8 protein-coding genes are annotated in these 12,583 nt (G+C 74.0%); 7 read left to right on the forward strand and 1 reads right to left on the reverse strand.

All coding sequences use genetic code 11. From position 1 onward, the window contains the following. Window positions 1–6: 6 nt before the first annotated feature. Entirely contained in the window at window positions 7–1,434 is a 1,428-nt protein-coding gene (locus ACFV4F_RS30475) for a CCA tRNA nucleotidyltransferase (RefSeq protein WP_380499272.1), read from the reverse strand. 391 nt (window positions 1,435–1,825) lie between these two features. On the opposite strand from ACFV4F_RS30475, the gene ACFV4F_RS30480 reads away from it, so the two are divergent. The 7 genes from ACFV4F_RS30480 to trxA all read left to right on the forward strand — a co-directional run bounded on the left by ACFV4F_RS30480 (window position 1,826) and on the right by trxA (window position 12,578). Then, window positions 1,826–4,324 (forward strand): DUF6049 family protein, encoded by a 2,499-nt coding sequence (locus ACFV4F_RS30480; protein WP_380507198.1) that lies wholly within the window; start codon window positions 1,826–1,828, stop codon window positions 4,322–4,324. 57 nt (window positions 4,325–4,381) lie between these two features. Then, on the forward strand, window positions 4,382–6,805 hold the full coding sequence (gene murJ / locus ACFV4F_RS30485) for a murein biosynthesis integral membrane protein MurJ (RefSeq protein ID WP_380507201.1): 2,424 nt from the start codon (window positions 4,382–4,384) through the stop codon (window positions 6,803–6,805). Between the two features lie 305 nt (window positions 6,806–7,110). Continuing rightward, window positions 7,111–9,144, forward strand: coding sequence for a serine/threonine protein kinase (locus ACFV4F_RS30490; protein WP_380441723.1), 2,034 nt, complete (start codon window positions 7,111–7,113; stop codon window positions 9,142–9,144). Window positions 9,145–9,177: 33 nt separating this feature from the next. Continuing rightward, window positions 9,178–9,921, forward strand: coding sequence for an RNA polymerase sigma factor SigM (gene sigM / locus ACFV4F_RS30495; RefSeq protein WP_380441725.1), 744 nt, complete (start codon window positions 9,178–9,180; stop codon window positions 9,919–9,921). After that, the gene (locus tag ACFV4F_RS30500) at window positions 9,918–10,865 is read left to right on the forward strand and encodes a hypothetical protein (RefSeq protein ID WP_380507204.1); all 948 of its coding nucleotides are present in this window, start codon (window positions 9,918–9,920) and stop codon (window positions 10,863–10,865) included. The genes sigM and ACFV4F_RS30500 overlap by 4 nt, the downstream gene beginning before the upstream one ends. A gap of 226 nt (window positions 10,866–11,091) precedes the next feature. Beyond that, complete coding sequence (gene trxB / locus ACFV4F_RS30505; RefSeq protein WP_380441729.1) at window positions 11,092–12,057, forward strand: thioredoxin-disulfide reductase; 966 nt, start codon at window positions 11,092–11,094, stop codon at window positions 12,055–12,057. Window positions 12,058–12,203: 146 nt separating this feature from the next. Then, window positions 12,204–12,578, forward strand: a complete 375-nt coding sequence (trxA, locus tag ACFV4F_RS30510) for a thioredoxin (protein WP_380507207.1) — start codon at window positions 12,204–12,206, stop codon at window positions 12,576–12,578. The last annotated feature ends 5 nt before the right edge of the window (window positions 12,579–12,583 follow it).

A 12,583-nucleotide genomic window follows, 5' to 3' on the forward strand; every position in this document is an offset into this window, starting at 1 on the left:
GTTCGTTCAGCCCTGCGGCTGCTCCGCCCACCAGGCGCGGAGGGCGGCCACCGCCTCGTCGTGCTCCATCGGGCCGTGCTCCAGCCGCAGTTCGAGCATGTGCTGGTAAGCCTTGCCGACCTGCGGGCCCGGCCGCAGGCCGAGCAGCTCCATGATCTGGTTGCCGTCGAGCGCCGGGCGGATGGCGTCCAGCTCCTCCCGGGCCTTCAGCTCGCCGATCCGCTGCTCCAGGCCGTCGTAGGTGCGCGACAGCGTCGCCGCCTTCTTGCGGTTGCGGGTGGTGCAGTCGGAGCGGGTCAGCTTGTGCAGGCGCTCCAGCAGCGGCCCGGCGTCGGCGACGTAGCGGCGCACCGCGGAGTCGGTCCACTCGCCGCCGCCGTAGCCGTGGAAGCGCAGGTGCAGCTCGACCAGGCGCGAGACGTCCTCGGTGAGCTCCTTGGAGTACTTGAGATCGCGCATCCGCTTGCGGGTCATCTTGGCGCCGACCACCTCGTGGTGGTGGAAGGAGACCCGGCCGTCCGACTCGAAGCGGCGGGTGCGCGGCTTGCCGATGTCGTGCAGCAGCGCGGCCAGCCGCAGGGTCAGGTCGGGGCCGTCCTGCTCCAGGTCGACGGCCTGCTCCAGGACGGTCAGCGAGTGCTCGTAGACGTCCTTGTGCCGGTGGTGCTCGTCGCGCTCCAGGCGCAGCGCGGGCAGCTCGGGCAGGACGTGCCCGGCCAGGCCGGTGTCGACCAGCAGGCGCAGGCCCTTCACCGGGTGGGCGGCCAGCAGCAGCTTGTTGAGCTCGGCCTGGACCCGCTCGGCCGAGACGATGGTGATCCGCTCGGCCATCGCCGTCATCGCGGCGACGACCTCGGGGGCCGGGTCGAAGTCGAGCTGGGCGGCGAAGCGGGCGGCGCGCATCATCCGCAGCGGGTCGTCGGAGAAGGACTCCTCGGGGGTGGCGGGGGTGCGCAGCACCCGGGCCTCCAGGTCGTCCAGGCCGTGGTGCGGGTCGACGAAGCCGCGCCCGGGCAGGTCGACGGCCATCGCGTTGACGGTGAAGTCGCGGCGGACCAGGTCCTGCTCGATGGTGTCGCCGTAGGTGACCTCGGGCTTGCGCGAGGTGCGGTCGTAGGCCTCGGACCGGTAGGTGGTGATCTCGATCAGGAACGAGCCCTGCGGGGTGTCCTTGCGGGCGCCGACCGTGCCGAAGGCGATGCCGACGTCCCAGACCGCGTCCGCCCAGCCCTTGACGAGCTTGAGGACCTGCTGGGGGCGGGCGTCGGTGGTGAAGTCCAGGTCGTTGCCGAGCCGGCCCAGGAGCGCGTCCCGCACGGAGCCGCCGACCAGCGCCAGCCGGTGCCCGGCCGCCTGGAAGCGGCGGGCGATCTCGTCGGCGACCGGCGACACCCGCAGCAGCTCTTGGAGGCCCAGGGTCTGGGCCTCGCTCAGGCCTGGTACGGCCTGGGTGGCGGTGCTGGAAGGATGGGTGAGGGCGGTGGGCTCATTGGCAGTGGACACGGCTCACAAGGGTACGTGCCCGCGCAGGTCAACCGCCCGCGCGTTTTCGGCGTCTCACCCCAAGACCCGCAACACCGCACCCGGTGCCGCATCGTTACCATGCCGGTGAACGAGTTCTCGGGCACCGGACAGGGGATTGCGGTGCCGCGTGCCACCACGGCCGGCCGGGCGACCGGAGGCCGCACTCTTCACGGCCGTCCCACCCGGCTGCTTCGCACGGCTGATCCTCTCGGCCCGCGGCGGCGGTCGCGGCACCGAGCGGCGAACAGCGTCAAGCGAACACCGACAGCAGCAGCGAGCGAGAACGGCGAGGGCGAAACGAGTGAGTGAGCCGGCACGGCACTCGGGCCTGGGGGCGCACGGACGGCCTGGACGGCCCGGGGACCCCGCCGACGGGCGGCGCCCCGGCCGCCGCACGGCCCGGCGGCTCGCGGCCGCCCTGGGAGCCGCGCTGGCGGTGGTCGCGGCCGCCCCGGCCGGCGCACTGCCGGCCGGCGGCAACGTGCCGGCCACGGACGGGACGGTCTCGGCCGAGTCCCCGGTGATCATGACGATCGACACGGTGGCCCCGCAGGTGGCCAGCCCGAACGGCACGGTGACGATCACCGGGCACGTGACCAACGGCGGCAAGTCGGTGCTCAAGGGCGCCCACGCGGCCGTCCGCAAGCCGTCGCTGGGCAAGCCGCTGCAGCGGCGCAGCGAGCTGCAGAACGTGGTCGCCCGCACCGCCCCGCTCGGCGCGGACGGCATAGAGCTGGACAGCCCGCAGTACGCGCTGCCCGAGCTCGCCCCCGGCCAGAGCCAGGCCTACACCCTCGGTGTCGCGGTCAACGACCTCTCGCTGAACGGCGACGGCGTCTACGAGCTCGCGGTGGACGCCTGGGGCTCGACCGCGGACAACCAGCACGAGCGGGCGCTGGGCATCGCCCGCACCTTCCTGACGTACAGCTCGAACGCCGACGCCCAGCCGACCAGGGTCGCCACGGTCTGGCCGCTGGTGCACGGGCCGGAGCTGGCCGCGCAGACCGTCGCCGAGGGCGAGCAGACGCTCTCGGTGCTGCGCGACGACAGCCTGGCGACCGAGTTCGCCCCGGGCGGCCGGCTGTACGAGCTGGTGGACACCGGCTCGAAGCTGACCGGCCTGACCTGGACGATCGACCCGGACCTGCTGGACACCGCGTTCGCGATGACCAAGGGGTACAAGGTCCAGAAGCCGGGCACCGAGAAGAACGGCAAGCCGGCCAAGGACGACAACGTCGTCAACGGCACCGGTCAGGCGGCCGCGACGGCCTGGCTGGACAAGCTGCGGGCCGCCGTCGCCAAGCCCGGCAACCAGGTCGTGGCGCTGCCGTACGCCGACCCGGACGTCGCCTCGATCGCCCACAACGGCGCCGACCTGGGCGGCATGGGCACCGCCCTGAACAAGGCCGCCACCGCGGGCCGGCTGACGGTCGAAGGCCGGCTGTCCGTGGACACCCGCTCCGACGTCGCCTGGCCCTACCAGGGCTACCTGGACCAGCAGATCGCCGGCGTCGCCAAGCAGGCGGGCAGCGACCTGCTGCTGGTGAACGGCGCGAGCATGCCGGAGCCGGACGCGCTCAACCACACGCCGACCGCGGTGCGCCCGGTCGGCAACGGGCAGAACGCCCTCGTGGCGGACGAGACCGTCTCCGCCCTGTTCGACGGCGACCTGAGCACTCCGCAGGCGCAGACCCTGGCGACCCAGCGCTTCCTCGCCGAGACCTACGCGATCACCCACGAGCAGCCGCAGAACCAGCGCGGCCTGCTGGTCCTGCCGCCGCGCGACCTGACCGTGAGCACCGCCAAGGTGCTGGCGGGCGCCCTCCAGACGGCGGCGGGCGGCAAGTGGGTCGAGCCGGTCAAGCTGGACACCGTGGCGCAGGCCGCGCCCGACCCCGGCGCCGCCACCGCCGTCCCGGCCGCCGCCGACTACCCGGCCAAGGCCCGCGCCACCGAGCTGTCGGCCACCGACCTCAGCAACACCGACAGCGTCCAGTACGACCTCGACACCCTGATGCAGGTGCTCACCCTGCCGCAGCGCGTGCGCGGCCCGTTCAGCGCGGCCATGGTCCGTTCGCTGTCCACCGAGTGGCGCTCCGACGCGCCCGGGGGAGACGCGTACCGCGAAGGCGTGAAGAAGTACCTCGGCGAGCTGACCGGCGCGGTGCAGGTGCCCAAGAAGACGGTCGTCACGCTCGCCGGGAACACCGGCCAGCTCCAGGTCAGCGTCCGCAACGACCTCACCCAGACGGTCACCAACCTGAGCCTGCACCTCGTCTCGCACCAGCAGAACCGGCTGTGGGTCGCCCCGCAGGAGGACCTGGTCATCCCGGCCGCGCAGGGCGTCACCGTGCGGTTCCAGGCCCAGGCCCGCAACAACGGCCCGGTCCAGATGACCGCCCAGCTCTTCACCACCGGGCCCAACCCGCGCCCGTACGGCCAGGCGCAGAACTTCCAGGTGGAGGTCACCTCGGTGACCAACGGCGTGCTGTACGTCTTCGCGGGCGGGGTGCTGCTGCTCCTGCTGGCCGCCCTGCGGTTCTTCCGCCAGCGCAAGCGGCGGGCCGGGCAGCCGCACGAGGACGGCGACCAGCCGATCGGCGACGCCGGGACGGCCGGCCCGGGCGGGGAGCCCGAGGACACCGACGACGCGGACGACGCCGGCGACGCGGACCACGGGGGCCCCGGGGACCACGCCGTCGAGGACGGCCCCGCCGGTGACGATCCCGCGCAGACACCGCGCGGCAGCAGCGCCGATGGCCGGGATCGGACCTCCAGTGATGAGAAGGTTGGTCCTTGATACCGCCGACCCCGCACCCGACCGGGCCGGCCTCCCCCACGAACGCGAAGAGGTGACATGACCGGGCGCAGCGAGGAGCGGCCGCCGGGCCGCGGTGAGAACCGGCCGGGTGCCGAGTCGCCGTCCGGCGACTGGTACGTGGCCGACACCTACGCCCAGGACCCGTACGCCGCCGACGCGTACCGGGCCCCGCAGGACGGCCAGGACCCGTACGGCCTCCGGGCCGCCGGGCCCGCCGCACCGCAGCCGCAGGCTGCCGCGTACGACGTGCCGCCGCAGCTGCCGCCGCAGGCCGGCGGCTACCCCGCGCCGGTCCCGCCGACGCCGTTCGCGCCGCCGGTCCCGCCGGTGCAGCCCGGCTGGGACACCCCCGTCGGCTGGCGGGAGCCCGGCGGCGAGGCCCAGGCGGCCGGCGGTCAGTGGGGTGGCGCGGAGCAGCCGCAGCAGCAGTGGGAGCCCGGCCCCGCGCACTCCCGGTGGGACTCCGAGACCACCGAGTACGTCGGCGTGGACGCGCTGTTCGGCAGTGGCCGGGCGGAGGGCGCGGCCCCGCCGCAGGCGCCCCGGCCCGCGCCCGTGCCGCCGGTCGCCCCCGTGCCGTCCGGCCCGGCGCCGTTCCCGCCCGTGGGCGGGTACCCGGCGCAGGAGGGCCGCGGCGACGGGCCGCGCCCGTTCGTGCCCCCGATCGAGTTCGACCCGCCGCTCTCGGAGGAGGAGGCCACCATGCAGGTGGCCGCGGTGGCGCTGCCGCCCGCGGTCGAGCCGCTGGAGGACCTCGCCGCCGAGGAGCACGCCGTGCAGGCGCCGCCCGCGGAGTCCGCGCCGGCGGCCGGCGGCGGCAAGGTCGCGAGCCTGCTGAACTCCAGCGCGATCATGGCGGCCGGCACGCTGGTCTCCCGCGGCACCGGCTTCCTGCGCACGATGGTGATCGCGGGCGCGATCGGCATCGCCGTCATGGGCGACTCCTACAACGCGGCGAACACCCTGCCGACCCTGCTGTACATCCTGATCGGCGGCGGCGCGCTGAACGCCGTCTTCGTGCCGCAGCTGGTCCGCAGCATGAAGAACGACGAGGACGGCGGCACCGCCTACGCCAGCCGGCTGCTCACCCTGGTGATGGTCGGCCTCGGCGGCGTGGTGTTCCTCGCCGTGCTCGGGGCGCCCGTCCTGGTGCAGCTCATCGCGCACCCGATGATGGAGAACGCGGCCCGCGCCGAGACCACCGTCGCACTGGCCCGGTACTGCCTGCCCACCATCTTCTTCATGGGCATCCACGTGGTGATGGGCCAGATCCTCAACGCCCGCGGCCGGTTCGGCGCGATGATGTGGACCCCGGTCCTCAACAACATCGTGGTGATCTTCACCTTCGCCGCCTACATCTGGGTCTACGGGGGCTTCAACTCCACCCAGGTGACGCCGGAGAACATCACCCCCGAGGGCGTGCGGCTGCTCGGCCTCGGCACGCTGATCGGCCTGGTCGTCCAGTCGCTGGCGATGATCCCGTACCTGCGGGCGGCCGACTTCCACTTCCGTCCGCGCTTCGACTGGCGCGGCCACGGCCTCGGCAAGGCCGCCCGCCTCGCCAAGTGGACGTTCTTCTTCGTCCTCGCCAACCAGGCCGGCTACCTCGTCATCACCCAGCTGGCCACCGCGGCCGGCAGTGCCGCCGAGCACGGCGGCCACGGCGGCGTCGGCCTCGCCGCGTTCTCCAACGCGCTGCTGATCTGGCAGCTGCCGCAGGCCGTCATCACCGTCTCGATGATGAGCGCGGTGCTCCCCCGGCTCTCCCGGGCGGCGGCCGACGACGACGCCGGCGCCGTCCGCGACGACCTCTCGTACGGGCTGCGCACCACCGCGGTGGCGGTCGTCCCGGCCGCGTTCCTGTTCCTGGCCCTCGGCCCGGCGATCGGCCGCTCGATCTACGCGGTCGGCGGCGGCACCGCCTCCCTGGACAACGCGACCAACGTCGGCCTGATGCTGTCCGCCTTCGCGCTCGGCCTGATCCCGTACTCGGCGCAGTACGTCATGCTGCGCGGCTTCTACGCCTACGAGGACACCCGGACGCCGTTCTCCAACACCGTCTGGGTGGCGGCCTGCCAGGCCGGCTTCTCGCTGGTCTGCTGGTTCGCCCTGCCGCCGCAGTGGACGGTGACCGGCATGGCCTTCGGCTACGGCCTCGCCTACGCCGTCGGGGTGACGGTGGCGGCGCCGAAGCTGAAGAAGAAGATCGGCGGGCTGGACACCAAGAGCATCGGCCGGACCTACAGCCGCCTGGCCGCCGCGTGCGTCCCGGCCGCCCTGGTCGGGCTCGGCGTCAGCCTGGCGGTCCAGCGCGCGCTCGGCGGCTGGCCGGGCAGCGTCGCCTCGGTCGTCGTGGCGGGCGGCCTCCAGCTGGCCGTGTTCGTGCTCATCGCGAAAAGGCTCCGGATCGAGGAGCTCAACGCCATGCTCGGCATGGTGCGCGGCCGGCTCGGCCGCTGACCCGACGCACCAACCGGCCGGACCGGCCGACGCCCTGAGCGGGCGTCAACCGTGAGGATCGGCTCACGGGCCGGTCCGGCCCGGCACCGGGCCGCCACCCGCACCGGGACCGCCCGGCCCCGCTGGTGGCGGCCCGGTGTCGGTTCTGCACCACATCTCTCCACCTCCAGGCAACCGAGCGGCCCCCTCAGCGGTCGTACCCGGTGGAGAAGAGTGGGCACAATTGTCCTGGAGCACAGGGCCGCCAACCCGCGGGCTCCAGCGACTCTCTCAGCCGGGGCGACACAAGGGGAGGCAGGACCACGGTGGCTGATGGCACCAAGGCGGTCGTCGACACGTCAGCAGCTGACGCGGCGGCGGACGACGCCGCACTGGCCGCGGCGATCGACGAGCTCGCGGGCGCGAAGACCGCCCCGGGCGACGACGTCCCCTCCTCCGGCACCTGCGCCCCGGACGGCCCGGCGGCCACCGCCGACTCCGGCTCTCCCGCCGACGGCACCTCGGCCGACGAGGACGCCTCGGTCGGTGAGGAGGCGTCGATCGGCGAGGAGACTTCACTCGGTGAGGCGGCCTCGCTCGGTGAGGAGACTTCGGAGATCACCGCGCCGCTCTCGGTCGACGAGATCGCCGCCGAACTCGCCGCCGGCGGCAAGGCGAAGAAACCGGCCGGGGCGCCGCAGGCGGCCGACGGCACTCCCCGTCGCGCACCCACCGACCCGCAGCCCACCCTCGACCCGCGCGACACCTCCACCCTCCCCCGCACCCTCCCCGCCCCGATGCGGCACAGCGGCGACAAGATCGGCCACCGGTACCGGCTGGAGGAGTGCATCTCCCACACCGAGACCTTCAGCAGCTGGCGCGCCGTCGACGAGAAGCTGCGCCGGGCGGTCGGCGTCCACCTGATGGCCTCCGGCCACCAGCGCGCCCGCAAGGTGCTCGCCGCCGCCAAGTCCGCCGCCCTGCTCGGCGACCCGCGCTTCGTCCAGGTCCTGGACGCCGTCCAGGAGGGCGAGCTGGTCTACGTCGTGCGGGAGTGGCTGCCGCACGCCTCCGACCTCGCCAAGCTGCTCGCCGGCGGCCCGATGGAGCCGCACGAGGCGTACCAGATGGTCCGCCAGGTGACCGACGCGGTCGCCGCCGCCCACCGGCGCGGCCAGGCCCACCTGCGGCTCACCCCCCGCTGCGTGCTGCGCACCGACAGCGGCCAGTACCGGATCAACGGCATCGCGGTGGACGCCGCCCTGCGCGGGCTGCCCGCCGAGGGCGACACCGACGACGCCGAGCGCGCCGACACCCGTGCCATCGGCGCGCTGCTGTTCGCCGCGCTCACCCACCGCTGGCCCTACCCGGAGGACCGCTACGACCTCCAGGGCCTGCCGAAGGGCCTCCAGAACGCCGCCCCCGACCAGGTCAGGGCCGGCGTCCACAAGGGCCTGTCCGAGCTCGCCGCGCGCGCCCTGTTCGACCACCCGCCGCACCACGCCCAGCCGATCACCACGCCGGAGGAGCTGGCCAAGGCGATCGCGCTGATGCCCCGCATCCGCCAGCCCGAGCCCGAGCTGCCCGTCTTCACCCCGCCGCCCCGGCACAACACCCACGCCCTGCCGACCGCGCCCAACCCGACCCGGGTCATCGACGGTCCCGTCGTGCCGCCGCTGCCGCCGCAGGCCCGTCCCCGTCCGTCCGCCGTCCGCCGCACCCGGCGCCGGCTGCGCCGGGTGGTCAAGGCGACGGCCTGGACGGTCGCCCTGGGCGCCATCGGCGTCGCCTCCTGGCAGGCCGTCGACCACCTGCGCAACAACGGCTCGGCCATCGCCGCCCCGCAGCCGTCGGTCAGCACCGCCGCACCGAGCGCGCACGCGGCCACGCACACGCCGGTCCCGATCCCCGTCAAGGACGCGATCTCGTACAACCCGAGGGGCGACTCCCCGGAGTCCACCTACCTGCTCCCGAAGGTCTTCGACGGCGACCCGAACACCTCCTGGGTGACCAAGAGCTACGTCGACCCGTTCGGCCCCAAGCCCCCGCTCAAGGACGGCACCGGCCTGCTCATCGACCTCGGTTCGCCGCAGTCGGTCAGCTCGGTGAACGTCCAGTTCGGCGGCCTCCACACGGCCGAGCTGCGGGTGCCGAACGCCCAGGCCTCCGCCAACCCGGCCTCGGCCCAGCCCGAGGCCTACACGGTGCTGGACAAGCAGAGCGGCTCCACCGTCGACTTCACCCTCACCAGCCCGACGACCACGCGCTACCTCTTGATCTGGCTGACCAGTCTGCCCAAGGATCCGAATGACAGCGGCAGGTACCGTGGGCAGGTCAACGAGGTCAAGGTCTTCGGCTGACCGGACGACCGCGCACACCGACGGCAAGGGCAGGTGACAGTGGCGGACGACGACGCGACGCTGCTCGCGCGGCACGTCGCCGGCGACCCGGACGCCTTCGGGCAGCTGGTGAACCGCCACCGCGACCGGCTCTGGGCGGTCGCCCTGCGCACGCTGGGCGACCGGGAGGAGGCGGCCGACGCGCTCCAGGACGCCCTGGTCTCCGCCTTCCGCGCCGCACCCGGCTTCCAGGGCCGCTCCGCCGTCACCACCTGGCTGCACCGGATCGTGGTCAACGCCTGCCTGGACCGCGCCCGCCGCAGCGCCACCCGCCGCACCAGCCCGCTGGACGACGACCCGCAGCGGCTGGACACCCTGGTCGGCGCCGCCGAGCCCGCCGACTCCCCCGTCGTCCGGGCCGAGGTGCACCGCGAGGTGACGGCGGCGCTCGCCGAACTGCCCGCCGACCAGCGGGCCGCCCTGGTCCTGGTCGACATGCAGGGCTACCCGGTCGCCGAGGCCGCCGAGCTGCTGGGCGTGCCGGTCGGCACGGTGAAGAGCCGCTGCGCCCGGGGCCGGGCCCGCCTGCTGCCGCTGGTCCGCCACCTCCGCGAGGGCGGCGGAGGCGATGTTCCACGTGAAACGGCGTCCGCCCCGGGCGCCGCACCACCACGGCGGAACGCGCCGGGGAATGCGCCGAAGAAGGCGCCGGGGAACCCAAGTGGCGCCCGCACCGTCACAGGAACAGGCCCCGACAACGGCCGGACGATTCTGGAAGGAGACGCGAGCACGCGATGACGGTCCCCTTCTCCTCCGCCGACCCGTCCGACCCCACCGACTCCTCCGGGTCCCACCCCTCCGTCGACGAGCTCGCCGACCTCGCCGAGGAGCTGATCGAGGACGCCGCCGCCGTCGAGGCCCTGCACCGGCACCTGGCCGGCTGCGCCGAGTGCCGCGAGACCGTTGATGCGCTCGGCGAGGTCCGGGCGCTGCTGGGCGGGGTCGAGGCCCCGCCGATGCCGGCCGACGTCGCGGCCCGGCTGGACGCCGCCCTCGCCGACGAGGCCGCCCGGCGCGACGCCTCCGACGGGCCGTACGAGGCCCCCGGGAGCACGCGCGGACCCGCCGCCCCGACCCCGCCGTCCCGTCCCGCCACGGCGCCCGCAGCGCCACCCGCGCGGGCCGTCGGCGCCACCGGTCCCGGCCGTCCCCGCTCCCGGCGGCGGCGTGCCGGTCTCCTGCTCGGTGCCGCCGCCGCGCTCGCCGCGATCGGCCTCGGCGGCGCACTGCTGTACCCGGCGGACTCCGGCTCCCAGAAGTCGGCCTCCTCGGCCGCCGCGCCGGCCACCGCCGACGCCGGGCACAGCTCCAAGGGCGGACACGCCCTGGGCGGGGGCACCGAGTACCGCGACGACCAGCTCGCCGCCCAGGTCCAGAAGCTCCTGGCCGGCTCGGGCACCGTCGTGGGCTCGCCCCCGAACGGCGTCGCCAAGCCCTCCGCCGCGGCACCGGCCGAAGGGCGGCAGCCGCTCACCTCGGAGCCGGCGCCCGGAGCCGGCCGGAGCTGCCAGGCCCCGGACGCGGCCACGGGCACGCCGCTGGCCACCGACCACGGCACGTACGCCGGGTCCCCGGTGGAGGTCCTGGTCTACGCCGTGCCCGGCAAGCCCGGCGAGGTCGACGTCTACCTGCAGTCCCCCGCCTGCACGGTCGTGCTGCACCGCGAGGTCCCCGCCCATTGACCGGCCCGGCCCCGGTGGTGCTTCCGGAACTCCTCCGGAACCCTCCCGGAACCCGTCCGGTTCCCGTGCGATCGACGCCCGGGCCGCCACGCCGCTTCCGGAGTGCGGGCACCTGGTACTGATCCGCCTGGGAATGCGAGACACTGGTCAGTCGTTGTCCCGGGCGGCGGAGCAGGACCGCCCTCCCCGCAGCAAACGCGGGTCGCGATGCTAACCAGGAGATGCAGTGAGCGACGTCCGTAACGTGATCATCATCGGTTCCGGCCCGGCCGGCTACACCGCCGCGCTCTACACGGCCCGTGCCTCCCTGAAGCCGCTGGTCTTCGAGGGTGCCGTCACCGCCGGTGGTGCGCTGATGAACACCACCGAGGTCGAGAACTTCCCGGGCTTCCGGGACGGCATCATGGGCCCGGAGCTGATGGACAACATGCGCGCCCAGGCCGAGCGCTTCGGCGCCGAGCTGGTCCCGGACGACATCGTCGCGGTCGACCTCACCGGTGACATCAAGACCGTCACCGACTCCGAGGGCAACGTGCACCGGGCCCGCGCCGTGATCGTCACCACCGGCTCCCAGCACCGCAAGCTGGACCTGCCGAACGAGGACAAGCTCTCCGGCCGCGGCGTCTCCTGGTGCGCGACCTGCGACGGCTTCTTCTTCCGCGACCAGGACATCGCGGTCGTCGGCGGCGGTGACACCGCCCTGGAGGAGGCCACCTTCCTGTCCCGCTTCGCCCGCAGCGTCACGATCATCCACCGGCGGGACACCCTGCGCGCCTCCAAGGCGATGCAGGAGCGCGCCTTCGCCGACGAGAAGATCCGCTTCGAGTGGGACAGCGCGGTCGAGGCCATCCACGGCGACCCGAAGCTGAGCGGCGTGACCCTGCGCGACACCACCACCGGCGAGACCCGCGAGCTGGACGTCACCGGTCTGTTCATCGCGATCGGCCACGACCCGCGCACCGACCTGTTCAAGGGCCAGCTGGACCTCGACGCCGAGGGCTACCTCAAGGTCGAGGCCCCCTCCACCCGGACCAACATCCCGGGCGTGTTCGGCGCCGGCGACGTCGTCGACCACACCTACCGCCAGGCCATCACCGCGGCCGGCACCGGCTGCTCGGCCGCCCTGGACGCCGAGCGCTACCTCGCCGCGCTGGACGACCTGGAGGCCAAGGCCGCCGCCGTTGCGGTCTGAGTCCCGCCGCACCGACCGATCCCCCCGCGGGGGTGCCACCCGGTGTTCCACGTGGAACACCCCCGCTCCGGCCAGGCAGAAACAGAACGGGTCCGCCCGTTGTTCTCCTGGCAGCAGCCCTCACCGTCCGAACCCGAGGAGTCCCCGTGGCCGGCGCCACCACCACCGTCACCGACGCGACGTTCCAGGCCGACGTCCTGGACAGCGACAAGCCCGTCCTGGTCGACTTCTGGGCCACCTGGTGCGGCCCGTGCCGCCAGGTCGCCCCGATCCTGGAGGAGATCGCGGCCGAGCACGGCGACAAGCTGACCATCGCCAAGCTCGACGTGGATGCCAACCAGGTGACGGCCGCCCAGTACAACGTCATCTCGATCCCGACCCTGATCGTGTACAAGGGCGGCGAGCCGGTGAAGTCCATCACCGGTGCCCGTCCGAAGGCCTCGATCGCGCGCACGCCGCGCCCCACCAGGTCCTTGGCCACCGTCTGCACGAGCACCCGGCCCAGCCCCTGCCGCTGGTAACCCGG

The organism is Kitasatospora sp. NPDC059722, from assembly GCF_042733235.1.
GTDB lineage: Bacteria > Actinomycetota > Actinomycetes > Streptomycetales > Streptomycetaceae > Kitasatospora.